Source organism: Ideonella sp. (assembly GCF_036277275.1).
Taxonomy (GTDB): Bacteria; Pseudomonadota; Gammaproteobacteria; order Burkholderiales; family Burkholderiaceae_C; genus Ideonella.
In genome coordinates this window covers 23,778-45,982 of sequence record NZ_DASUNH010000152.1, presented here as the reverse complement: position 1 = coordinate 45,982, position 22,205 = coordinate 23,778, and the positions used below count along the sequence as shown (strand labels likewise).

Genomic DNA, 22,205 nt, shown 5'->3' with positions numbered 1-22,205 from the left:
GTCCAGCGCCGCCCGGGTGGAAGCCAGCACGTCACGGCGGTCGTCGCGGAAGACGTTCTGCTTGAGTTCGAAATACTGGCCAGTGGCCGGCATGAACTGCCACATGCCGGCGGCGCGCGCGCTCGACACGGCCTGCGGGTTGAAGGCGCTCTCGATGAAGGGCAGCAGCGCCAGCTCGGTGGGCATGCCGCGCTTGTCCAGCTCTTCGACCACGTGGAAGAGGTAGCGGCTGCCGCGCTCGGTCATGCGCTGCACGTAGTCGGGCCGGTCGGCGTACCAGCGCTCGCGGCCACGCACCAGCTCGTTGTCGAGGTCGGGCATGCCGAAGCCCATGCGCACCCGCGCCCACAGATCGATGCGGGCCGTGTCGTCGAACAGGTCGACTGGGCGCTCCGGCTGCACCGGGTCGATCGGATTGGCGATGAAGCTCTCGGCCTCCGCGGGTGCGTCCGGCTGCGCGGCGGCTTCGGCGGCGACGGGATTGTCAGTGCCGGCGGCCGGCGTGGTGGTGGCGTCGGCGGCTGGCGTCGCCAACGGCAGCGCGTCGACCACGGCGGCAGGTTCGGTCGGCGTCGCGCAGCCGGTGAACCACGGCGTCAGGACGAGGGCCAGCCAGAAGGCGGCCAGCGCCGGGCGGCGCGCGGCGGCGTTCGAATTTTTCATCGGTTCTTGTTCTTCCATTGGCGCAGGGCAGTGAGGGCCTCGACGAGGTCTTTGCTGCCAGCGCCGTGGGCATGTGCTGCGTCGGCCGGAGCCGGTTCGCCACAACACATGACGGGGTTGATCGGCTGCCCCGGGCCCACGATGGAGCGCGAGGTGGAGCGGCCCGCCGCGCGCAGCGCATCGCAACGGGCGACGTGTTGAGTCACGGCGGGGGCGGCAGGTTCCGCGGCTTGCGCAAACCAGCTTCGTGAGAGATCGGCGACACGGGTCTTGCCGGGGCGCCGCTCTGCTCGAGCGAGGCCTCAACTGCGGCCCGGTCGCCAATGCGAACGCTGCGGTGGTGCGTCACTAGAATGCCCGTGAGTGCGAGCCCGAGCCGGCCCGGCGCGCCGAGCACCGGCGCCGCGTCACCCGGATCGACCACGAGGGCTTGACGGCCGTCGTGAAGCATCCAGATGTTGTTGTCGGCAGAGGCGGGTGGGGCGACGAGATTCATGACGCAAAACGAGTCAATTATAGAGTTGGGGCTCTGGTTGACGACCCCCCCGGGCCGCTACCTGCTGGCCTGGGAACAAGAGCGCCTGGACTACGCAGTGACCGATATTTTCGGCTTCCACGCGCTGCAGCTGGGGCTGCCCGAGGTCGACACGCTGCGCAACAACCGCATGCCGCATCGCTGGATCGCCAGCGACAGCCTGATGCTGCCGCCGGCCATCGACATGCCGCCTTCGGTCGACGAGCAGGGCGCGCCGCTGTCGATTGGCCCGGCGCCGGTGGCCTTGCATTGCGAGTCCGAAGCCTTGCCGTTTCCCGATCAGGCGCTGGACCTGGTGGTGATGCCCCATACGCTGGAGCTGGCGGTCGACCCGCACCGCGCGTTGGCCGAAGTGGCGCGCGTGCTGCGGCCCGAGGGCAAGGTGGTGATCGTCGGGCTGAACCCGGCGAGCCTGTGGGGGGCGCGCCAACGCCTGGGCCATGCGAGGTTGAAGCTGGCCGGGGGGCCGCGCAGCCTGTTTCTGCCGCGCGCAGGTGAGTTCATCGGCTACTGGCGCCTGCGCGACTGGCTGCGCCTGCTGGATTTCGAGATCGAGAGCGGCCGCTTTGGCTGCTGGCGTCCCCCGATGGCGTCGCAGCGCTGGCTCGACCGCTTTGGCTGGATGGACCGCATCGGCGCGCACTGGTGGCCGGTGTTCGGTGCGGTCTATTGCGTGGTGGCGGTCAAGCGGGTGCGCGGCATGCGCCTGATCGGCTTGGCCCGCGGTGAGCGCGTCGGCCCGAAGGCGGCGCCGGCGCCCGTGGCGCTGAACCACAAGATTCATCGTGAAAAAGAAGGAACGAAGTGACTGAGGATTCGACCGTGGTGACGATCTATACCGACGGGGCTTGCAAGGGCAACCCCGGTCCGGGCGGCTGGGGGGCCTGGCTGAGCGCCGGTGGCCACGAGAAAGAACTGTTCGGCGGGGAGACCATGACCACCAACAACCGGATGGAGCTGACCGCGGTGATCGAAGCACTGGCCACACTGAAGCGGCGCTGCAAGGTGGCGATCTACACCGACAGTGAATACGTCAAGAACGGCATGACGACCTGGATCCACAACTGGAAAAAGCGCGGCTGGCGCACGGCCGACAACAAGCCGGTGAAGAACGCCGAGCTGTGGCAAAAGCTCGATGGCCTCGTGCAGCAGCACCAGGTCGGCTGGCACTGGGTCAAGGGCCACGCGGGCGACCCGGGCAACGAGCGCGCGGATGCGCTGGCCAACAAGGGGGTGCTGGCGGCGACGATCAAGTAGTCGGGCGCCGACGCGCGGGCTCGGTCACGACTTGGCTTGCAGGCCAAGCCGCTTCGCCAGCCGCACGGGCCCAAGCCGCAGGGTCTGCGCCCGCGGGCTCAGCCCCCGATGTAGTGCATTTCGACCCGGCGCTCGCTGCTGCTGGGCGCCGAGGCAGAGCCGCGGATCTCCGAGTAGCGGTCGGTGCGCTCGGCCCAGATGTGGGCAACGGTCGACATGATGTCGGCGTCGCTGACGCCGCCGCGCAGCAGCGCGCGCAGATCGTGGCCGTGGGTGCCGAACAGGCACAGGAAGAGCTGGCCTTCGGTGGACAGCCGTGCGCGGTTGCAGTCGCGGCAAAAGGCCTTGGTGACACTGGAGATCAGGCCGATCTCGCCTCGCCCATCGGCATAGGCCCAGCGCTCGGCGGTCTCACCGGCTACGCCGCTGGTCACCGGCAGCAGCGGCCATTCGCGCTGCAGGCGTTGCAAGAGTTCGGACGAAGGCAACACGTCGTCCAACCGCCAGCCGTTCGTCGCGCCCACATCCATGAACTCGATGAAACGCAGCGAGACGGTGGCTCCGTAGTGATCGCGGAAATGCCGCGCCATCGGCAGCACCTGGTCATCGTTGACACCGCGCTTGACGACCATGTTGACCTTGATCGGGCCGAGGCCAACCTCGAGCGCCTTGTCGATGCCGGCCAGCACGTCGGCAACGGGGAAGCCGACATCGTTCATGCGCTGGAAGATCGCGTCGTCCAGCGCGTCCAGGCTCACCGTGAGGCGGTTCAATCCGGCGGTCTTCAGGGCAGCGGCCTTGCGGGTCAGCAGCGAGCCGTTGGTCGTCAGCGTAAGGTCCAGCGCCTGGCCATCGGGTGTGCGCAGCGCCGCCAGCATCTCGACCAGGTTTTCCAGGTGCTTGCGCAACAGGGGCTCGCCGCCGGTCAGGCGGATCTTGCGGGCCCCCAACTGGCCGAAAAGGCCCGCCAGTCGGGTGATCTCCTCGAAACTCAGCAGTTCGGCGTGCGGCAGGAAGTTGTAGCGGGTGTCGAAGACTTCCTTGGGCATGCAGTAGCTGCAGCGGAAGTTGCACCGGTCGGTCACCGAGATGCGCAGGTCACGCAAAGGGCGGCCGAGCGTATCGGCCAGCAGGCCTTCAGGCAGCGCGGACCCGGCGCGTATCGTCGGAGCCGACACCGCGCGGCGCCAGTCGGTCAGCGGAATGACTCGTTCACCCATATGACCATTGTGCCGCTCGGGAAGAAGACCTGGGTTGACGGCGGCCAAGTGGGCCGCTTCGAGCCTGAATCAGCCGAAGCGCGTCAGGACCCGGGGCGCGGCAACTCGCCGCTGCTGACCTGCGGGGCGCGGCGGGCGCCGTTGAAGCGCTTGGCCCAGTAGTCGACGCGCATGTCTTCCACCCGCACTTCGCCGCCGGCACGGGGCGAGTGGATGAACTTGCCGTCGCCCACGTAGATGCCCACGTGCGAGAAAGTGCGGCGCAGCGTGTTGAAGAACACCAGGTCGCCGGGCTTCAGCTCGTCCTTGCTGATGCTGAAGAAGCCCGGGGCGCGGGCCTGCTCGTGGGCCCGGCGAGGCAGCACCAGGCCGATGCTGTTCTCGAACACATAGCGGGTGAAACCCGAGCAATCGAAGCCGTTCTCCGCCGAAGTGCCGCCCCGGCGGTAACGCACGCCGATGAAGTTCATCGCGCCCATCACCAGATCGGTGGTCTTTTCGCGCACCTGGCCCAGCAGGCTGGGGTCGGCCGGTGGCGGCGAGGCGACGATGGTGCCATTTGGCTGAATCAGGCCGCGGTCCTGCAGCAGCTGGATCACCGGGTCGTGCGCTGCGCCGGCAGGAGCGGCCTGGCACCAGGCGGCGGCCAACGCCAACGCGCCAGCCAGCATCCAGCTTCGGGGGGCCATGCCGGCCGGAAGCCGGCCAAGCGAGGGAAAAGAGGACCTCAGCACGGGCCGCAGGATACGGGCCACGAACTAGGGGTGTCAAGCGGGTTAGCCGCGGAAAAGCCAGTGTTTTCAAACACTTGCAGATGAGAGTTGGCGAATTCGCCAGGGAGAACCCTGGGTTTCGACGGGGCTGGACGTGACCAGCCTTGAGCATTGCGCCACCGCGCGCGTGGGTACCGCGAGCCACAATGCGTGTTTTTGTCCGGGTTCGAGGCGGCTCATGCGTGTCGCGACCCAGCGGCAGAAACCGACGGGCCACCAGCCTGGCGGATTTCCCAAGTGGTCTGATGGAGACTGGATTGCCAATGAAAAAGACATGGATGGTGATGGCGGCCTGCAGCGCGGTTGGCGCGTGCTGGCCTGGGGCGTACGCAGCAGAGGCGGCCCAGATGGTCGGCCCGGCTTTTCCGGACTTCCAGACCGCCGCCCAGGTGCGCCAGGCCTGTGACGCTGGGTTGCGTGCGGCCAAGGCCCGTGTGACGGCACTCGAAAAGGAACCGGCGTCGCCTGGTTGGATCGGGGACTACGACGCCTTTTACAGCGCGACCGAAGACGCCTATGGCCCGATCGGCTTCATCAGCAACGTGCATCCGGACCCGAAGGTGCGCGACGCCGCCGAGGCGTGCGACCTGCGCTGGCAGGATTTTTTCACCAACGCCAGCCAGAACGCCAAGCTGTACCGTGCGGCCAAGGCATCGGTGCCGGTCGACGACATCGACCGCGAAACGCTGCGCCTGGCGCTGGAAACCTTCGAAGACTCGGGTGTCGGCCTGCCGCCGGCGCAGCGCGCCAAGGCGAAGCAACTCTCCAACCGCATCAGCCTGCTGGGCCAGCAGTTCGAGAAGAACGTGCGCGACAGCAAGACCAAGGTCGAATTCACGGACGAAGACCTGGCCGGCGTGCCTGAAGGGGTGCTGAAAGCCGCCAAGCGTGATGCCAAGGGCCGCGCGTTGCTGGGCCTGGACTACCCGACCTACTACCCGGTGATGGAGCGGGCCGAGAAGGCCGCGACGCGCGAAAAGATGTGGCGCGCCAAGATGAACGAAGGCGGCCCGGCCAACCTGAAGCTGCTGGCCGAGATTGCCAAGCTGCGTCGGGACTACGCCAAGCTGTTCGGCTATGACAGCTATGCCGACTTCACGCTGCGTCGTCGCATGGCCAAGAACACGGCCAACACCACCCGCTTCCTCGACGAGGTCAAGCAGGCGGTGACCGACGGCGAACGCCGCGACATTGCCGATTTGCGCGAAGCCAAGGCCAAGCACCTGGGCCAGCCGCTGGACAAGACCACGGTGACCCGCTGGGACGTGGCCTTCTACACCGAGCGCTTGCGCAAGGAGCGGTTCACGGTCGACGAAGAATCGTTCCGCCCGTACTTCCCGCCGCAAGAGAGCCTGCAGTTCGTGATGCGCATCGCCGAGACGATGTTCGGCGTCAAGTACACGCCAGTGCCCGCCAAGCTGTGGCACCCCGAGGCGCAGGCCTATGCCGTCAGCGACGCAGCGACCGGCAAGCCCATCTCGAGCCTGATGGTCGATCTGTACCCGCGTGAGGGCAAGTACAACCACGCCGCGGTGTGGTCGTACCGTGGTGGCTCGACCAAGACCGGTCGCGTGCCGCAGGCGGCGATGGTGGTCAACTTCGACCGCAAGGGATTGACGATCGAAGAGTTGGACACATTGCTGCACGAGTTCGGCCACGCGCTGCACAGCAACTTGTCGAACACGCGCTACGCGCTGAACTCCGGCACCAGCACGCAACAAGACTTCGTCGAAGCGCCGTCGCAGATGCTCGAAGACTGGGTCTTCGACCGCAAGGTGCTCAAGCTGTTCCAGGACGTCTGCCCGACCTGCAAGCCGGTGCCTGACGAACTGATCGACAAGGCCCGCGCGGCCCGCGAGTTCACCAAGGGCAGCATGACGGCCCGCCAGCACCTGTATGCCAGCTTCGACCTGGCGCTGCACACGGCAGGCGCACCCGAGCCCATGGCGCTGTGGGCCAAGATGGAGGGCGACACGCCGCTGGGCTACGCGCCGGGCACGATGTTCCCGGCCGGTTTCGCCCACGTGGCGGGCGGCTACGGCGCCGGCTACTACGGCTACCTGTGGAGCCTGGTCGTCGCGATGGACTTGCGAACCGCCTTTTCGGCGGATCGGCTGGATCCGGCCGTGGGCAAGCGCTACCGCGAGACGGTGTTGAGCCAGGGCGGCCAGCGCCCACCCGAGTTGTTGGTGAAGGACTTCCTTGGCCGCGACATGAGCCCGAAGGCGTTCTTCGACTACCTGGCGAAATAAGGCCCCCACGCCCCCTCTCGGGGGCTGCCCCCCGAGGGGGCTCGCGCAGCGGACCGGCAGAGCCGGCTCCGCGCACGCCGCTGGAAAGAGGCGGCGCTGCGCGCGCCTGGGGCGGTCTGAGGATCAGAGAACGTCGGAGGCGTAGTCCGCCAGGCGCGAGCGTTCGCCGCGTGCCAGCGTGATGTGGCCCGAGTGCGGCCAACCCTTGAAGCGGTCCACCGCGAAGGTCAGGCCGGAGCTGCCTTCGGTCAGGTAAGGCGTGTCGATCTGCGCCAGGTTGCCCAGGCAGACGATCTTGGTGCCGGGGCCGGCGCGGGTGATCAAGGTCTTCATCTGCTTGGGCGTCAGGTTCTGCGCCTCGTCGATGATGACGAACTTGTTCAGGAAGGTGCGGCCGCGCATGAAGTTCAGGCTCTTGATCTTGATCTTCGAGCGCACCAGGTCGTTGGTGGCCGCACGGCCCCATTCGCCGGCCGAGTTGTCGCTCTTGGCGAGAACTTCGAGGTTGTCGTCCAGCGCGCCCATCCACGGGCCCATCTTTTCTTCCTCGTTGCCGGGCAGGAAGCCGATGTCTTCGCCCACCGGCACGGTGACGCGGGTCACGATGATCTCGGTGTAGCGGCGGTCTTCCATCACTTGGCTCAGCCCGGCGGCCAGCGTCATCAGCGTCTTGCCGGTGCCGGCGGTGCCGGTCAGCGTGATGAAGTCGCAGTCCGGGTCCATCAGCAGGTTGAGCGCGAAGTTCTGCTCGCGGTTGCGCGCCGTCACGCCCCAGACGGCGTTCTTGCCGTGGGTGTAGTCGCGCAGCGTCTTCAGCACGGCGGTCTTGCCGGTGATTTCGGTCACCCGGGCGAACAGCGGGGCCTCGCCGGGCGATTCGAGGTAGACGAACTGGTTGACCATCAACGCCGGCACCAACGGGCCGCTGATGCGGTAGTAGGTGTGGCCGCCTTGGCTCCAGCTTTCCATGGTCTTGCCATGACGCTCCCAGAAGTCGGCCGGCAGCGGCAGCACGCCGGTGTAGAGCAGGTCACCATCTTCCAGCGTCTTGTCGTTGAAATAGTCCTCGGCGGCCAGGCCCAGCGCCCGAGCCTTGACGCGCATGTTGATGTCTTTCGACACCAGCACCACTTCGCGGCTCGGGAACTGCTCGCGCAGCGACTGCACGACACCGAGGATCTGGTTGTCCGCCTTGCCCTGCGGCAGACCGGCGGGCAGCTTGACGTCCAGCAGCGTGGTCTGGAAGAAGAGCTTGCCGCCAGCTTCGCGGTGGCCGGTTTTCGCCAGCGTGATGCCTTCGGCCGGATCGAACTTGCCGGATTGGCCGTCGGTGGCCAATGCATCCAGTTCGCGGCTGACCTGGCGCACGTTGCGCGAGACCTCGCTCATGCCTTTCTTGTGGCCGTCGAGCTCTTCGAGCGTGATCATCGGCAGGTAGATGTCGTGTTCTTCGAAGCGGAAGAGCGACATCGGGTCGTGCATCAGCACGTTCGTATCAAGCACGAACAACTTCGCTGGGCCGGTGCTGCGCGGTTTTCGCGGTTTGGGCTCCGCCGCGGGGGCCTTGCGAGCGGCCAGCGCGGGCGTGGTCGCCTTGGCCTTGACCGGGGTGGGGGGGGCCGCCACGCCGTTGGCGCTGTCGTTTCGCAGCGCAAGGCGGGCGCTCTCGTCATCGGCGCTGGTGGCGCCGGCCTGGGCTCGGTGACGCGCCAGTTTCGGCGCGGCTTGGGTTTCGTAGGCGGTGGCGGGAAGGATGGCGGCGCGGGTGGCTGGTGGCTTCGGCAAGGGCATGGAGGGCAGGGCTCAGTGGCCTCGATAGCTGCGGTGCGCTGGGGACCGTGCACGGTGGTGCGCGGCTGCCGGAGACAAAAAAGCCGCACAGACGTCTGTGCGGCTTTGTCGGTGAATGCTCGGCATCACGGTCTCGGGCATGAATCCATTATGCACATCCCGGATGACCTGTCAGCCTGGCGTCACCAGGCGTGGTTTCCAGGCGTGAAAACACCCGGCATTGCCGGGTGTTTCGCCCAGGCGATCCGCAGGATCGTTCGGGCAAAACTGGATCGGCAACCTGGCGACCGGTTCGCCCAGGCGATCCGCAAATCGTTCTGACGAAAAGGCCCGCTCCAACGACAAAGGCCGGCAGAGCCGGCCTTTGTTGCAGTGCAGCGGGGACTGAAGATTCGCTCAGGCGGCCTTCTTCAGGTCTTTCACGGCCTTCAGGACTTCGTCCACGTGGCCGGCGACCTTGATGCCGCGCCATTCGGCTCGCAGCACGCCGGTGGCGTCGATCAGGAACGTCGAACGCTCGATGCCCTTGACCTTCTTGCCGTACATGATCTTGTTCTTCACCACGCCGAACATGTGGCACAGCTTTTCTTCGGTGTCGGCAATGAGCTCGAACGGCAGTTCAAGGTTTTGCTTGAACTTGTCGTGCGAAGCCATGTTGTCGCGGGACACGCCGAACACCACCGCGCCGGCCTTCACGAATTCTTTGTGCTGATCGCGGAACTGCATCGCCTCGGTGGTGCAGCCGGGTGTATTGTCCTTCGGGTAGAAGTACAGCACGATGGCTTGACCCTTGAAGGCCTGGTGGGTGAACTTCACGCCTCCGGTGGCTTGCGCTTCAAGTTCCGGCAGGGGTTTGTTGAGGGCTGGCGTCATGAGGGTGGTGTCTTATGCGGGCGCCCCTGGGAGGCATAGCCCGTGATTATAAATTGAAGTGTGAGGTTTTCCTCGCGTCCGGGCTTACCCCGGTCGGCTAGGAAACGGCCGGCTGTGCCTTGTCCATCACGAAGGCGCCCAATACCTTGCGGCCCTCGTGCACCAGCACGTTGAAGGTGCGGCACGCGGCGGCCGTGTCCATGGTTTCGACGCCGATGCGGCGCTCGATCAGCGCCCGGTAGAGCGCAGGCGAGATGAAGCGATGTCGCTCGCCGCTGCCGAAGATCACCAGTTCCGGCACAAAGCCGACGATGGCTTCGAAATGAGCTGGTTGCAGCGCGGCAGCGTTATCGACCGGCCAGGCCTGTACCTCGCCGCGCCATGGCACCAGCACGCTGGATTCGAACGCGGTGCCATGCACCCAGATGCGGCCCGCCTCCAGCTTCGAAATGGCGTTCACGCCATCGAGGTGATCCGGTTGGAATTTCATCGTGCTCCCTGGCCCTGAACGCGGGGCGCGAACGCACCCGATGCCGCGAAAAGCCTATGGTTAAATTGTACGTTTTGCGGCGCAGCATGGCCTGTCGGGGTCGAGGCGCCGCATATGCCGCCGAGGAGTTTCCGGTTTGAAGCCCATTGCCAAGTCCAGCAAGCTCGCCAACGTCGGCTACGACATCCGTGGCCCCGTGCTGGACAAAGCACGCCAGATGGAGGACGAGGGCCACAAGATCATCAAGCTGAACATCGGCAACGTGGCTGCATTCGGCCTGGAACCGCCGGACGAGATCGTGCAAGACATGATCCGTAACCTTCCACATGCGGCCGGTTACACCGATTCCAAGGGCTTGTTCGCACCGCGAAAAGCCGTGGTGCATTACTGCCAGGAAAAGCACATCGCCGGCGTGACGGTGGACGACGTCTACCTCGGCAACGGCGCGTCCGAGCTGATCGCGATGAGCATGAATGCGTTGCTGGACGCCGGCGACGAGGTGCTGATCCCGTCGCCCGACTACCCGCTGTACACCGCGGTGGTGGCCTTGTCCGGCGGCACACCGGTGCACTACCACTGCGACGAGGGCTCGGGCTGGATGCCCGACCTGGCCGACATGCGCGCCAAGGTGACGCCGCGCACCAAGGCCATCGTCATCATCAACCCGAACAACCCGACCGGTGCGCTGTACCCGGTGGAGGTGTTGCAGGGCATCGTCGAGATCGCGCGCCAGCACCAACTGATCATCTTTGCCGACGAGATCTACGACAAGACGCTGTACGACGGCTTGACCCACACCAGCATCGCCTCGCTGGCCGACGACGTGCTGTGCCTGACCTTCAATGGCTTGTCGAAAAACTACCGCTCCTGCGGCTACCGCGCCGGCTGGATGGTGGTCTCGGGCGACAAGCGCCACGCCACCGACTACATCGAAGGCCTGAACATGCTGGCCTCGATGCGCCTGTGCGCCAACACGCCCGGCCAGCTGGCCATCCAGACGGCACTCGGCGGCTACCAAAGCATCAAGGACCTGGTCGCCCCCGGCGGGCGCCTGGCGCGCCAGCGTGATCTGGCCTATTCGCTGCTTACCCAGATTCCCGGCGTCAGCGTCGTCAAACCGTCCGCTGCGCTGTACATGTTCCCCCGCCTGGACCCGAAGGTCTACCCGATCGAGGACGACCAGCAGTTCGCCTATGAGCTGCTGGCCGAGGAAAAGGTGCTGATCGTGCAGGGAACCGGCTTCAACTGGTCGGCGCCCGATCACTTCCGTCTGGTGTTCCTGCCGAACACCGATGACCTCACCGAGGCCGTGGGCCGCATTGCCCATTTTCTCGACCACTATCGCAAGCGTCATTCGACCTAAGGCATTTCATGACAACACGCAGTGTTGCGGCGCAGACTCATGTCGCACAGCGACGTGAGTTCGAAGCCAAACCCATTCAAGTTGGCCTCATGGGCCTGGGCACCGTCGGCAGCGGCGTGTTCCATGTGCTCCAGCGCAACCAGGAAGAGATTCGTCGCCGGGCCGGCCGCGGCATTGAACTGGCTGTCGTTTCGCGCCGTGACCTCGAGCGTGCGCGCGCCATCGTCGGCTCCCAGGCCGAGATCGTGGCCGATGCGCGCGAGATCATTGCCAACCCCGACATCGACATCGTCGTCGAGCTGATCGGCGGCACAGGTATCGCCAAGACGCTGGTGATGGAGGCCATTGCCGCCGGCAAGCATGTGGTGACGGCCAACAAGGCACTGATCGCGATGCACGGCACCGAGGTGTTCGCCGCGGCGCATGCCAAGGGCGTGATGGTCGGCTTCGAGGCTGCGGTGGCGGGGGGCATCCCGATCATCAAGGCGCTGCGTGAAGGCCTGACAGCCAACCGCATCGAGTGGATCGCCGGCATCATCAACGGCACGACGAATTTCATCCTCAGCGAGATGCGCGACAAGGGGCTGGATTTCGCCACCGTGCTGAAAGAAGCCCAGCGCCTGGGCTATGCCGAGGCCGACCCGACCTTCGACATCGAAGGCGTCGACGCCGCGCACAAGGCGACCATCATGAGCGCGATCGCATTCGGTGTGCCGGTGCAGTTCAGCAAGGCCCATGTCGAAGGCATCACCCAGCTGTCGGCGATCGACATCAAATACGCCGAGCAGCTGGGCTACCGGATCAAATTACTGGGCATCACCAAACGCAGAGAGCACGGCATCGAGCTGCGCGTGCACCCGACGCTGGTGCCAGCCAAGCGCCTGATCGCCAACGTCGAAGGCGCGATGAACGCGGTGGTGGTGCAGGGCGACGCTGTCGGCACCACGCTGTACTACGGCAAGGGCGCCGGGTCGGAGCCAACTGCCTCGGCAGTCGTGGCCGACCTGGTCGACATCACCCGCCTGCACACCGCTGATCCGGACCATCGCGTGCCGCACCTGGCCTTCCAGCCTGATGCGATGGCCGACACGCCGATCCTGCCGATGTCGCAGGTGGTGACCGCCTTCTACCTGCGCCTGCGGGTGGCCGACGAGGCCGGCGTGCTGTCGAAGATCACGACGATCCTCGCCGAGCACGACATCTCGATCGATGCGGTACTGCAGCGCGAGTCGGCCGAAGGCGAGAAGTCGACCGACCTGATCATCCTGACCCACGACACGGTCGAGGGCCGGATGCGTGATGCGCAGGCGAAGATGCAGGCACTGAAGACCGTGCTGGCGCCGATCGTTTCGATCCGCAAGGAGGAGCTGGCCTGATGCAGTACCTCAGCACCCGCGGCGATCCCACGCCCAAGCGTTTCTGCGAGATCCTGCTCGAAGGCCTGGCGCCGGACGGCGGCCTGTACCTGCCGGCCGAGTATCCGAAGGTCGACGACGAGACGCTCTCGAAGTGGCGCGGCCTGTCGTACGCCGACCTGGCCTTCGAGATCCTGTCGCTCTACATCGACGACATCCCGGCCGCCGACCTGAAGGCGCTGACTGCCAAGACCTACACCAAGGCGGTGTTCGGCACCGACGCGATCGTGCCGGTGCGCCAGCTTGGCGGCTCGGGCCTGTTCATCGAAGCCCTGTCCAACGGCCCGACGCTGGCCTTCAAGGACATGGCGATGCAACTGCTCGGCAACCTGTTCGAGTACGAACTGGGCCGGCGCGGCGAGCAGCTGAACATCCTCGGCGCCACTTCGGGCGACACCGGCAGCGCGGCCGAATACGCGATGCGCGGCAAGCGCGGCGTGCGTGTCTTCATGCTCAGCCCGCATGGCCGCATGAGCCCGTTCCAGCAGGCGCAGATGTTCAGCCTGCAGGACGAGAACATCCACAACATCGCGGTCGAAGGCGTGTTCGACGATGCGCAGGACATCGTCAAGGCGGTGTCGAACGACCTGGTGTTCAAGCGCGCGCAGAAGATCGGCACGGTCAATTCGATCAACTGGGCGCGGCTGCTGGCGCAGGTCGTTTACTACTTCGCCGGCTACTTCCAGGCGACGAAGTCGAACGCTGAGCAGGTCAGCTTCACCGTTCCGTCTGGCAACTTCGGCAACGTCTGCGCCGGCCACGTGGCGCGCATGATGGGCTTGCCGATCAAGCACCTGGTGGTCGCGACGAACGAGAACGACGTGCTCGACGAGTTCTTCCGCACCGGCACTTACCGCGTGCGCAAGGGCGCCGAGACGCACGAGACCTCCAGCCCGTCGATGGACATCTCGAAGGCCTCGAACTTCGAGCGCTTCGTGTTCGACCTGCTGGGCCGCGACGGCGCCCGCACCCGCGAGCTGTTCAGCACGCAGATCGAGCGCCAGGGAGCTTTCAGCCTGTCGGCCGACGAGTTCGCGCGCATTGCCCGCTTCGGCTTCCAGTCTGGCCGCAGCACCCACGCCGACCGGGTCGCCACGATCCGCTCGACCTGGGAGAACCACGGCTCGATGATCGACACCCACACCGCCGACGGCGTGAAGGTGGCGGCCGAGCGGGTCGAAGCCGGCGTGCCGATGATCGTGCTGGAAACGGCGCTGCCGGCGAAGTTTGCAGAGACCATCCGCGAGGCGTTGGGCCGCGAGCCCGAGCGGCCGGCGGGGCTCGCAGGCATCGAAGCACTGCCCAAGCGCTTCACCGTGATGCCACCGGATGTTGCCCGCGTAAAAACCTACATCGCCCAGCACACCGGCCTGGCGGCGTGACACGCTGCGCGGCTTGCATGTACGCTGCGGATTGCCATGGCTGACCCCACCAACCCTTCGCCCAAACCACCGCTGATGCCGCTCGACGAGGCGCTTGCCCGCCTCACCGAAGTGGCCAGCGCGCGTCGCATCGCTGAGTCGCAAGACGTGCCCACGGCCCAGGCCCTGGGCCGCGTGCTGGCCGCGCCGGTGGTCTCGTCGCTCGACGTGCCGCCGGCCGACAACAGCTCGATGGACGGCTACGCGTTGCGCTTTGCCGATCTGGCGCCTGAGGTCATCCTGCCGGTCAGCCAGCGCATCGCCGCCGGTGCTGTCGGCACGGTGCTGGAGCCGGCCACCGCCGCCCGCATCTTCACTGGCGCGCCCATTCCGCCGGGGGCCGACACGGTGGTGATGCAGGAGCAGTGCGAGCCGCTGGCCGTCGATGCGCCGGAAGAGCGGGCGCGCATCCGCGTCACCGGCCCGGTCGAGCCTGGGCAGTGGATTCGCCGCCGCGGCGAGGACGTCGAGCGCGGCAGCACCGTGTTGAAAGCCGGCACCCGGCTGACGCCGCAGGCGTTGGGGCTGGCGGCGTCGGTCGGCGCTGCCACGCTGCAGGTGCTGCGCCGACCGCGTGTCGCCTTGTTTTCCACCGGTGACGAACTGGTGATGCCGGGTGATCCGCTGCCGCCGGGCGCGATCTACAACTCCAATCGCTTCACGCTGCGCGCGCTGCTCGAGGCGGCCGGCTGCGAGGTCGACGACATCGGCATCGTGCCGGACAACCTGGAAGCCACGCGCCAGGCGCTGCGCCGTGCTGCCCAGGGCAATGACTTGATCATCACGTCGGGTGGCGTTTCGGTCGGCGAAGAGGATCATCTGAAACCCGCAGTGCAGGCCGAAGGCCGGCTCGACCTGTGGCAGATGGCCATCAAGCCGGGCAAGCCGCTGGCGTTCGGTGCGGTGCACCGCGAAAAGGGCGAAGCGCTCTTCATCGGCTTGCCGGGCAACCCGGTGTCCAGTTTCGTCACCTTCCTGCTCGCCGTGGCGCCGGTGCTGCGCGCGTTGCAGGGGTTGCCGGCGCCGCTGCCGCGGGCCTTGCCCTTGCCGGCCGGCTTCGACTGGCCCAAACCCGACAAGCGGCGCGAGTTCCTTCGTGTGAGGCTGAACGAACAGGGCGCCCTGGAGCTGTTCGCCAACCAAAGCTCGGGCGTCTTGACGTCCGCCGTCTGGGCGGACGGGCTGGTCGACAACCCGCCCGGCCAGACGATCGCCAAGGGCGACACGGTGCGTTTTCTTCCACTGACCTGGCTGGTGGGGGCCTGAGGGCACGCGATGAAGGTTCGTTTGCGCTTTTTCGCTTCGCTGCGCGAAGCCCTCGGTCCGCAGGACCAGCTCGAGCTGCCCGAAGGCAGCCGAGTTGCCGACGTTCGCGACCAGCTGATTGCCCGCGGCGCGCCCTTCGACAGCAGCCTGGCGCGCCACAAGGCGCTGCGCGCGGCGCTGAACCAGACGCTGTGCGATGAGTCCGCCGTGCTGGCGGACGGCGACGAACTCGCGTTCTTCCCACCGGTCACCGGCGGCTGAGCATCAGGCGATGGATACCCCGCGCGTCAGCATCCAGACCGCCGACTTCGATGCCGGTGCCGAGATGGCCGCCCTGCGCGCTGGAGACCTGGGCGTCGGCGCGGTGGCCAGCTTCGTCGGCACGGTGCGGGATCGCCATGGGGGGCAAGGCACGCCAGGCGACATCCAGTCGATGGAGCTGGAGCACTACCCCGGCATGACCGAGCGTGCCATCGAGGCGATGATCGACGCCGCGATGGCGCGCTTTTCGATCCAATCGGCACGGGTCATCCACCGTGTCGGCCTGCTGCAGCCGGGTGACCAGATCGTGCTGGTGGCCGTCACCTCGGCCCACCGCGGCGAGGCATTCCAGGCTTGCGAGTTCCTGATGGACTACCTGAAGACCCAGGCCCCGTTCTGGAAGAAAGAGACCACGCCTGAGGGCGCGCGCTGGGTCGACGCCCGGGTCAGCGACGATGCCGCACTGGCACGGTGGGGCTGCTTCGCGAGCAACGCAGGCACCTGAGCAGATGCAGGCCGGCTGGATGCAGGCGCTGGCGGTGGCCCTGGGCGGGGCCATTGGCTCGCTGCTTCGGTGGCGGATCAGCCTGTGGCTGAACCCGTTGGCCTTTCCGTTCGCCCTGGGCACTTTGGCGGTCAACTGTGTCGGCGGGCTGCTGATCGGCTTCGGGCTGGTGGCCTTCGAGCGCCATTCGAACGAGACCGTCCGCCTGCTGCTGATCACCGGCGGCCTCGGTGGGCTGACCACCTTCTCCGCCTATTCGGCCGAATCGCTGGCCTTGCTGGTGCGCGGCGAGCCCGGCGTTGCGCTCGCGCACACCCTGGCCCATGTGCTGGGTGCGCTGGTTTTCGCGGGCCTGGGCTGGTGGGCGGGTCGCTCGCTGTGGGCGTGAACGAGCACCGCTGCATCGTCCCATCGAGTTAGGGCCCCCGTGATTGGCGGCCCGGTTTGGGCCTACCATCGCGGGCAAATGTTGCCGTTCGACGTCAAGGCCCTGCGCAATGCGCTGGGCCGATTCACCACCGGCGTGACCATCGCCACCTGCCGCGATGCGCAGGGCCAAGCCATCGGCCTGACCGCCAATTCCTTCAACTCGTTGTCGCTGGACCCACCGCTGGTACTCTGGTCGTTGCGATGCGCCAGCCCGGCGCTGCCTGCCTTCCAGCAGGCCAGTCACTTCGCGATCAACGTTCTGGCCGAGGCGCAGGTCAACCTGTCGCGCCGGTTTGCCAGTGCCGTGCCCGATCGATTCGCCGAGGGCCAATGGTCGGACGGCGCCGGCGGTGCACCGGTGCTGACGGGCTGCGCGGCGGTTTTGGAGTGCGCGTTGCGCAGCCAGCAGACGGTAGGTGACCACGTGCTGTTCATCGGCCAGGTCGAGCGCATACATGAAGCTGCCTTGCCGCCACTGGTCTTCCAGGCCGGACACTACCGGCTGCTTGGTGAAATCCTTTGAGAAGGTCTTGACCTGAGGACTTCGATGACCGCCTCGACGCCAACCACTCCCCACATCGCCGGCGACCCGGCGTGGTTGACCCCACGCCAGCGCGAGCTGGTGGCGCTGGCGGCCGAACTCGGCCGCACCCGCTTCGCGCCACGCGCGGCCGAGCATGATCGCGAAGCCAGCTTCCCGACCGAGAACTATCGCGACTTGCGCGACAGCGGCTTGCTGGCGCTTTGCGTGCCCAGCGAACGCGGCGGCCTGGGCGCCGATTTCACTGCCTTCATGCTGGTGGCTGCCGAAATTGGCCGCCATTGCGGTGCGACGGCGTTGTCGTTCAATATGCACGTCTGTGCCACGCTTTGGGTCGGCCCCGTGGCCGAAGCGCTGGGCATGAGCGCTGCGGAGCGGGCCGACCAGGAGGCGCACCGCGCGGTTCACTACGACCGCGTTGTGCGTCACGGCAAGGTCTATTCGCAGCCGTTCTCCGAGGGCGGTGCCGCGTCGGCCGGCAAGGCGCCCTGGGGCACGCTGGCCAAGAAGGTGGAAGGCGGTTACCTCGTCACCGGCCGCAAGCTTTTCGCCACGTTGGCGGGCGTGGCCGACTACTACGGCGTGTTGTGCACGCTGGACACGCCAGGCGCCTCGCAGGCCGATGCGCTGTACCTGGCCATTCCAGCCGATTCCGCGGGTGTGACCGTCAGTGGCGATTGGGACCCGCTGGGCATGCGTGCCACCGTGTCGCGCAACCTGGAGATGAAGGACGTCTTCGTGCGCGACAACGCACGCCTGCTGCCCGAAGGCCGCTACTTCGAAGCCAGCCAGCGCTGCCCGCACATGTTTGCCACGCTGGCCGCGCCGTACATGGGCATTGCGCAGGCAGCCTACGACTTCACCGTGCAGTACCTGCGGGCCGAGCTGCCGGGCATGCCGCCGGTGCCGCGCCGCATGTACCCCACCAAGCAGCAGGCCGTGGCGCAGATGCGCATCATGCTCGAGCAGGCGAGGGCGTTGTTCCTGCAAACGGCCCGCGACGCCCGCCCCGATCCGGACGCCGACACCCGCATGCGCCTGCTCGCCGGCCACTACACCATCATGGAAAGCGCCAACGCGGTCTGTACGCTGGCCATCCGGACCTGCGGCGGCGCATCGATGCTGAAGTCATTGCCTTTGGAGCGGCTGTACCGCGACTCACGCTGTGGCTCGTTGATGCTGCCGTGGACGGCCGAGCTGTGCCTGGACCAACTGGGCCGCGACTGCCTGTACGACCCGGGCGAGGGCGACGAGGCGATCGAGCAGGTTTGACGTGATGGTGAGCCAGCGCCAGCCTTGACTTGGCGCAACCGCGCGGTGGCGCGGGTGCGCGCTAATCGGGCTTGAAAGGTACGCGTTTTGCCCCATGTCAGGTGGCAACGGAGGTTCCCCACCATGCGTCTGGACAAGCTCACCACCGCCTTCCAGCAAGCCCTGGCCGATGCCCAAAGCCTTGCGGTTGCGCGCGACAACCCTTACATCGAACCGGCTCACCTGCTGGCCGCGATGCTGACCCAGCCTGACGGCCCGAAGGCCTTGCTGGACCGCTCAGGCGCCAACACGGCGGCCCTGAAAACCGCGATGGACACGGCCATCAATGGCCTGCCGAGCGTGCAGGGCGGCGGCCCGGTTCAACCCGGTCGTGATCTGGTCCAGCTGCTTCAGGCGGCTGATAAAGAGGCCACCAAACGGGGTGACCAGTTCATCGCGAGCGAGATGTTCCTGCTTGCGGTGGCCGACGCCAAGAGCGACATCGGCGGCATCGTCCGTGGCCACGGTTTGACCCGCAAGTCGCTCGAAGCTGCGATCACCGCGGTTCGCGGCGGCCAGCCGGTCGACTCGGCCGAGGCCGAGGGCCAGCGCGAGGCGCTGAAGAAGTACACGCTGGATCTGACCGAGCGCGCCCGCCAAGGCAAGCTCGACCCTGTGATCGGCCGCGACGACGAGATTCGCCGTGCGATCCAGGTGCTGCAGCGCCGCTCGAAGAACAACCCTGTGCTGATCGGTGAGCCGGGTGTCGGCAAGACGGCGATCGTCGAAGGCCTGGCGCAGCGCATCATCAATGGCGAAGTGCCCGACACGCTGAAGAACAAGCGGGTACTGGTGCTGGACATGGCGGGCCTGCTGGCCGGTGCCAAGTACCGCGGCGAGTTCGAAGAGCGGTTGAAGGCGGTGTTGAAGGAAGTGGCGGCCGACGAGGGCCGAATCATCCTCTTCATCGACGAGTTGCACACGATGGTCGGTGCCGGCAAGGCCGAGGGCGCCATCGATGCCGGCAACATGCTCAAGCCGGCGTTGGCGCGCGGCGAGTTGCACTGCATCGGCGCGACCACGTTGGACGAATACCGCAAGTACGTCGAGAAAGACGCCGCGCTGGAGCGCCGCTTCCAGAAGGTGCTGGTCGACGAGCCCAGCGTCGAGGCGACCATCGCCATCCTGCGTGGCCTGCAGGAAAAGTACGAGGTCCACCACGGTGTCGAGATCACCGACCCGGCCATCATCGCCGCGGCCGAGCTGAGCCACCGCTACATCACCGACCGGTTCCTGCCCGACAAGGCGATCGACCTGATCGACGAGGCGGCGGCCAAGATCAAGATCGAGATTGACTCCAAGCCCGAGGTGATGGACCGGCTGGACCGCCGGATGATCCAGCTGAAGATCGAGCGCGAGGCGATGAAGAAGGAGCACGACGAGGGCTCGCAGCGCCGCCTTGGCCTGATCGAAGAAGAGATCGGCAAGCTGCAACGCGAGTACGCCGACCTCGAGGAGATCTGGAAGGCCGAGAAGGCGGCAGCCCAGGGCTCGGCCCAGGTCAAGGAAGAGATCGACAAGATCAAGTTCCACGTCGAAGAGCTCAAGCGCAAGGGCGACTTCAACAAGGTCGCCGAGTTGCAGTACGGCAAGTTGCCCGAGCTGGAAAAGAAGCTGACGGACGCGCAGGCCAAGGAGGCCGGCAAGGCCAAGGGTGGCCAGGGCCCGCAGCTGCTGCGCACGATGGTCGGTGCCGAAGAGATCGCCGAGGTGGTTTCACGTTCTACCGGCATCCCCGTCAGCAAGCTGATGCAGGGTGAGCGCGACAAACTGCTGCAGATGGAAGCCAAGCTGCACGAGCGCGTGGTCGGCCAGGACGAGGCCATCGTCGCGGTGGCCGACGCCATCCGCCGCTCCCGCGCCGGCCTGTCGGACCCGAACCGCCCGCTCGGCTCGTTCCTGTTCCTTGGCCCCACGGGCGTCGGCAAGACCGAGCTCTGCAAGGCCTTGGCTGGCTTCCTGTTCGACAGCGAAGACCACATGATCCGCGTCGACATGAGCGAGTTCATGGAAAAGCACAGCGTGAGCCGCTTGATCGGCGCGCCGCCTGGCTACGTGGGCTACGAAGAGGGCGGGGCGCTGACCGAAGCCGTGCGTCGCAAGCCCTACAGCGTGCTGCTGCTCGACGAAGTCGAGAAGGCGCACCCTGATGTGTTCAATGTGTTGCTGCAGGTGCTCGACGACGGCCGACTGACCGACGGCCAGGGCCGCACGGTGGACTTCAAGAACACCGTCATCGTGATGACCAGCAACCTCGGCTCGCAGATGATCATGCAGATGGTCGGCAAGCCCAGCGACGACATTCGCGATGCCGTGCTGGTCGAGGTCAAGCAGCACTTCCGCCCCGAGTTCCTGAACCGCATCGACGAGATGGTGGTGTTCCACGCGCTGGACCGCGAGCACATCGAGTCCATCGCCAGGATCCAGCTGAAGATACTGGAAACGCGCCTGGCGAAGATGGACATGAAGCTCGACGTGTCGCCGGATGCGCTGGCCGAAATCGCCAAGGTTGGCTTCGACCCGGTGTTCGGCGCGCGGCCCCTGAAGCGCGCGATCCAGCAGCAGATCGAGAACCCAGTGGCGCGGCTGATCCTCGAAGGCAATTTCAGCGCGAAGGACGTGATCCCGGTTCGCTACGAGGGTGGCGAATTCAGCTTCGATCGCGTCGTCCACTGAGCGCAAGCGCAAAACGACGGCCCGGCAGGAGCGATCCCGCCGGGCCGCCTGCGTTGGAATTCAGGGCGCCGTGCCGGTGATCTGAACCCGCACCGGGTCACCGCTCTGAACGGCCAGCCCGCCGTCCAGGCAATTCCAGTGGGTCGCGCTGCCGAAATGCGCGGCGACGCTCTGCCCGCTGCGCTGGTTGTCGCATTGCACGGTGACAGCGCCCAAGTCGCTCGTGCGACCGCCGACGGTCTGCACGCTGAACTGCTGCAAGTGGACCAGCCATCGGCCCGTCCCGGGGTCGTAGGCCTGCTGCAGATCGATCACGTAGCCGGCTCCACGGCTATTGATGTTCGTCGCCAGACCGGTAAAGGGTGTCGGGCCAGGGTAGTGCTGGAGCTCCGCGCCACGGCTGTCGTAGCGCACCAGCCGGTTCGAGCCGTCGATGGCGTTGCCGGCAACCCACAGATCACCGCGACCGTCGACAGCCGGCGCGACGTTCGGGCCGTAGCCGGAAATCGGGATGCGCGATCGCACGCGGCCGTCGAGCTTGACCTGGTAAACGGTCGGATCGCCGTAGCCGGTCAGCCAGAGGGTCTGTGTCGATGCCTGGAAGTCCAGCCGCACGACGTTGCGCACCGGTGATGCGAACTTTCGGTTCAGCGCACCCGAAGCGACGTCGTATTCGTAGATCTCCTGCCGAAAGTAGCCCGAGGTCCACAGCCGTACCCCGTCCGTCGCCACGCCGGTGGGGAAGAAAGTGCCGCGCACCGGCGGCTCCTCGGGAATGCGCTTGACCAGCTTGCCCTGCTGGTCGTAGATGTATATGCGTCCGGTGTTGTCGCGCGGCCGGCCGTCGATGACGTAGTCGTTGCAGTCGGCCACGTAGTAGTGCTGGCCATCGTAGGCCAGGCCGCGCACCGACGAACCTTCCGCGGAGACCTGGTGGCCCCACGAGGTCACCTCGCCGGGCGTCACGGTGTCCGCCTGGGCTGCCCACGAGCATGTCAGCAGCGCGGCACCCGCCACGCGGCTCCATGGGATGGAGTGCATACCGAATCCTCCTTTGGCGAAGCACCCCAGGGAGCTGGGGTGGCCACCGCAATCTAGGCATTCGGTCGCCCACGGCAATTGCGCTGGCGCAACCGTGATCCCACAGGAGCCGATGCCATCGA

At 66.5% G+C, this 22,205-nt stretch carries 23 protein-coding genes; 14 read left to right on the top strand and 9 right to left on the bottom strand.

Features of this window, described 5'->3' with window-relative positions; genetic code table 11:
* The 3 genes from VFY73_RS26625 to VFY73_RS26615 all read right to left on the bottom strand — a co-directional run.
* On the bottom strand, positions 1–663 hold a 663-nt coding region (locus tag VFY73_RS26625; RefSeq protein ID WP_329724598.1), incomplete at its 3' end, for a transglycosylase SLT domain-containing protein.
* A complete protein-coding gene (locus tag VFY73_RS26620; RefSeq protein ID WP_329724596.1) occupies positions 660–869 on the bottom strand; it encodes a hydroxyacylglutathione hydrolase C-terminal domain-containing protein in 210 nt (69 codons plus the stop codon). The genes VFY73_RS26625 and VFY73_RS26620, both read right to left, overlap by 4 nt.
* A complete protein-coding gene (locus tag VFY73_RS26615; protein WP_329724594.1) occupies positions 866–1,159 on the bottom strand; it encodes a hypothetical protein in 294 nt (97 codons plus the stop codon). Before VFY73_RS26615 ends, VFY73_RS26620 begins: the two co-directional genes overlap by 4 nt.
* On the opposite strand from VFY73_RS26615, the gene VFY73_RS26610 reads away from it, so the two are divergent.
* Positions 1,158–2,006, top strand: a complete 849-nt coding sequence (locus VFY73_RS26610) for a class I SAM-dependent methyltransferase (RefSeq protein ID WP_329724591.1) — start codon at positions 1,158–1,160, stop codon at positions 2,004–2,006. The two genes, VFY73_RS26615 and VFY73_RS26610, sit on opposite strands and share 2 nt — an antisense overlap.
* Positions 2,003–2,455 (top strand): ribonuclease HI, encoded by a 453-nt coding sequence (gene rnhA / locus VFY73_RS26605; protein ID WP_329724589.1) that lies wholly within the window; start codon positions 2,003–2,005, stop codon positions 2,453–2,455. The genes VFY73_RS26610 and rnhA overlap by 4 nt, the downstream gene beginning before the upstream one ends.
* A gap of 98 nt (positions 2,456–2,553) precedes the next feature.
* On the opposite strand, the gene moaA is transcribed toward rnhA, so the two are convergent.
* Both moaA and VFY73_RS26595 read right to left on the bottom strand, forming a co-directional pair.
* Positions 2,554–3,675: a GTP 3',8-cyclase MoaA gene (gene moaA / locus VFY73_RS26600; protein WP_329724587.1), complete on the bottom strand. Its 1,122-nt coding sequence runs from the start codon at positions 3,673–3,675 to the stop codon at positions 2,554–2,556.
* A gap of 83 nt (positions 3,676–3,758) precedes the next feature.
* Positions 3,759–4,364, bottom strand: coding sequence for a C40 family peptidase (locus VFY73_RS26595; protein ID WP_329724585.1), 606 nt, complete (start codon positions 4,362–4,364; stop codon positions 3,759–3,761).
* Between the two features lie 347 nt (positions 4,365–4,711).
* Here VFY73_RS26595 and VFY73_RS26590 point away from each other — a divergent pair, with 347 nt between their 5' ends.
* On the top strand, positions 4,712–6,700 hold the full coding sequence (locus VFY73_RS26590) for a M3 family metallopeptidase (protein ID WP_329724583.1): 1,989 nt from the start codon (positions 4,712–4,714) through the stop codon (positions 6,698–6,700).
* A gap of 123 nt (positions 6,701–6,823) precedes the next feature.
* Here VFY73_RS26590 and VFY73_RS26585 read toward each other — a convergent pair whose 3' ends face one another.
* The gene (locus VFY73_RS26585) at positions 6,824–8,491 is read right to left on the bottom strand and encodes a PhoH family protein (RefSeq protein ID WP_329724581.1); all 1,668 of its coding nucleotides are present in this window, start codon (positions 8,489–8,491) and stop codon (positions 6,824–6,826) included.
* A gap of 150 nt (positions 8,492–8,641) precedes the next feature.
* Between VFY73_RS26585 and VFY73_RS26580 the strand changes: the two genes are divergently transcribed.
* Positions 8,642–8,812, top strand: coding sequence for a hypothetical protein (locus VFY73_RS26580; protein WP_329724579.1), 171 nt, complete (start codon positions 8,642–8,644; stop codon positions 8,810–8,812).
* 75 nt (positions 8,813–8,887) lie between these two features.
* Here the strand turns inward: VFY73_RS26580 and VFY73_RS26575 are convergent, their stop codons facing one another.
* Complete coding sequence (locus tag VFY73_RS26575) at positions 8,888–9,364, bottom strand: peroxiredoxin (RefSeq protein WP_329724577.1); 477 nt, start codon at positions 9,362–9,364, stop codon at positions 8,888–8,890.
* A gap of 97 nt (positions 9,365–9,461) precedes the next feature.
* Positions 9,462–9,854, bottom strand: coding sequence for an Mth938-like domain-containing protein (locus VFY73_RS26570; protein ID WP_329724574.1), 393 nt, complete (start codon positions 9,852–9,854; stop codon positions 9,462–9,464).
* Between the two features lie 136 nt (positions 9,855–9,990).
* Here VFY73_RS26570 and VFY73_RS26565 point away from each other — a divergent pair, with 136 nt between their 5' ends.
* The 10 genes from VFY73_RS26565 (at position 9,991) to clpB (ending at position 21,042) form a co-directional block, all read left to right on the top strand.
* A complete protein-coding gene (locus VFY73_RS26565) occupies positions 9,991–11,217 on the top strand; it encodes a pyridoxal phosphate-dependent aminotransferase (RefSeq protein ID WP_329724572.1) in 1,227 nt (408 codons plus the stop codon).
* Between the two features lie 8 nt (positions 11,218–11,225).
* Positions 11,226–12,593, top strand: coding sequence for a homoserine dehydrogenase (locus tag VFY73_RS26560; RefSeq protein ID WP_329724570.1), 1,368 nt, complete (start codon positions 11,226–11,228; stop codon positions 12,591–12,593).
* The gene (gene thrC / locus VFY73_RS26555; protein ID WP_329724568.1) at positions 12,593–14,014 is read left to right on the top strand and encodes a threonine synthase; all 1,422 of its coding nucleotides are present in this window, start codon (positions 12,593–12,595) and stop codon (positions 14,012–14,014) included. Before VFY73_RS26560 ends, thrC begins: the two co-directional genes overlap by 1 nt.
* A 36-nt stretch (positions 14,015–14,050) precedes the next feature.
* Positions 14,051–15,319: a gephyrin-like molybdotransferase Glp gene (gene glp / locus VFY73_RS26550; RefSeq protein WP_329724566.1), complete on the top strand. Its 1,269-nt coding sequence runs from the start codon at positions 14,051–14,053 to the stop codon at positions 15,317–15,319.
* A gap of 9 nt (positions 15,320–15,328) precedes the next feature.
* Complete coding sequence (locus VFY73_RS26545) at positions 15,329–15,580, top strand: MoaD/ThiS family protein (RefSeq protein ID WP_329724564.1); 252 nt, start codon at positions 15,329–15,331, stop codon at positions 15,578–15,580.
* A gap of 10 nt (positions 15,581–15,590) precedes the next feature.
* Positions 15,591–16,085 carry a molybdenum cofactor biosynthesis protein MoaE gene (locus VFY73_RS26540; RefSeq protein WP_329724562.1) on the top strand — a complete coding sequence of 165 codons (495 nt, stop codon included), beginning with the start codon at positions 15,591–15,593 and terminating at the stop codon, positions 16,083–16,085.
* Between the two features lie 4 nt (positions 16,086–16,089).
* On the top strand, positions 16,090–16,473 hold the full coding sequence (crcB, locus tag VFY73_RS26535; RefSeq protein ID WP_329724560.1) for a fluoride efflux transporter CrcB: 384 nt from the start codon (positions 16,090–16,092) through the stop codon (positions 16,471–16,473).
* A 78-nt stretch (positions 16,474–16,551) separates the two neighbouring features.
* Positions 16,552–17,037 carry a flavin reductase family protein gene (locus VFY73_RS26530; protein WP_329724558.1) on the top strand — a complete coding sequence of 162 codons (486 nt, stop codon included), beginning with the start codon at positions 16,552–16,554 and terminating at the stop codon, positions 17,035–17,037.
* Between the two features lie 24 nt (positions 17,038–17,061).
* Entirely contained in the window at positions 17,062–18,327 is a 1,266-nt protein-coding gene (locus tag VFY73_RS26525) for an acyl-CoA dehydrogenase family protein (protein ID WP_329724556.1), read from the top strand.
* Between the two features lie 123 nt (positions 18,328–18,450).
* Positions 18,451–21,042: an ATP-dependent chaperone ClpB gene (clpB, locus tag VFY73_RS26520; RefSeq protein WP_329724554.1), complete on the top strand. Its 2,592-nt coding sequence runs from the start codon at positions 18,451–18,453 to the stop codon at positions 21,040–21,042.
* A gap of 60 nt (positions 21,043–21,102) precedes the next feature.
* Here the strand turns inward: clpB and VFY73_RS26515 are convergent, their stop codons facing one another.
* Positions 21,103–22,083 (bottom strand): hypothetical protein, encoded by a 981-nt coding sequence (locus VFY73_RS26515; protein WP_329724552.1) that lies wholly within the window; start codon positions 22,081–22,083, stop codon positions 21,103–21,105.
* Between the last annotated feature and the right edge of the window lie 122 nt (positions 22,084–22,205).

Excerpts from the sequence above, each read along its gene's own strand:
- VFY73_RS26610 (WP_329724591.1), top strand. The coding sequence starts at position 1,158 with ATGACGCAAAACGAGTCAATTATAGAGTTGGGGCTCTGGTTGACGACC.
- VFY73_RS26615 (WP_329724594.1), bottom strand. The coding sequence starts at position 1,159 with ATGAATCTCGTCGCCCCACCCGCCTCTGCCGACAACAACATCTGGATG.
- moaA (WP_329724587.1), bottom strand. The coding sequence starts at position 3,675 with ATGGGTGAACGAGTCATTCCGCTGACCGACTGGCGCCGCGCGGTGTCG.
- VFY73_RS26595 (WP_329724585.1), bottom strand. The coding sequence starts at position 4,364 with ATGGCCCCCCGAAGCTGGATGCTGGCTGGCGCGTTGGCGTTGGCCGCC.
- VFY73_RS26590 (WP_329724583.1), top strand. The coding sequence starts at position 4,712 with ATGAAAAAGACATGGATGGTGATGGCGGCCTGCAGCGCGGTTGGCGCG.
- VFY73_RS26585 (WP_329724581.1), bottom strand. The coding sequence starts at position 8,491 with ATGCCCTTGCCGAAGCCACCAGCCACCCGCGCCGCCATCCTTCCCGCC.
- VFY73_RS26580 (WP_329724579.1), top strand. The coding sequence starts at position 8,642 with ATGCACATCCCGGATGACCTGTCAGCCTGGCGTCACCAGGCGTGGTTT.
- VFY73_RS26575 (WP_329724577.1), bottom strand. The coding sequence starts at position 9,364 with ATGACGCCAGCCCTCAACAAACCCCTGCCGGAACTTGAAGCGCAAGCC.
- VFY73_RS26570 (WP_329724574.1), bottom strand. The coding sequence starts at position 9,854 with ATGAAATTCCAACCGGATCACCTCGATGGCGTGAACGCCATTTCGAAG.
- VFY73_RS26560 (WP_329724570.1), top strand. The coding sequence starts at position 11,226 with ATGACAACACGCAGTGTTGCGGCGCAGACTCATGTCGCACAGCGACGT.
- thrC (WP_329724568.1), top strand. The coding sequence starts at position 12,593 with ATGCAGTACCTCAGCACCCGCGGCGATCCCACGCCCAAGCGTTTCTGC.
- glp (WP_329724566.1), top strand. The coding sequence starts at position 14,051 with ATGGCTGACCCCACCAACCCTTCGCCCAAACCACCGCTGATGCCGCTC.
- VFY73_RS26545 (WP_329724564.1), top strand. The coding sequence starts at position 15,329 with ATGAAGGTTCGTTTGCGCTTTTTCGCTTCGCTGCGCGAAGCCCTCGGT.
- VFY73_RS26540 (WP_329724562.1), top strand. The coding sequence starts at position 15,591 with ATGGATACCCCGCGCGTCAGCATCCAGACCGCCGACTTCGATGCCGGT.
- crcB (WP_329724560.1), top strand. The coding sequence starts at position 16,090 with ATGCAGGCCGGCTGGATGCAGGCGCTGGCGGTGGCCCTGGGCGGGGCC.
- VFY73_RS26530 (WP_329724558.1), top strand. The coding sequence starts at position 16,552 with ATGTTGCCGTTCGACGTCAAGGCCCTGCGCAATGCGCTGGGCCGATTC.
- VFY73_RS26525 (WP_329724556.1), top strand. The coding sequence starts at position 17,062 with ATGACCGCCTCGACGCCAACCACTCCCCACATCGCCGGCGACCCGGCG.
- clpB (WP_329724554.1), top strand. The coding sequence starts at position 18,451 with ATGCGTCTGGACAAGCTCACCACCGCCTTCCAGCAAGCCCTGGCCGAT.
- VFY73_RS26515 (WP_329724552.1), bottom strand. The coding sequence starts at position 22,083 with ATGCACTCCATCCCATGGAGCCGCGTGGCGGGTGCCGCGCTGCTGACA.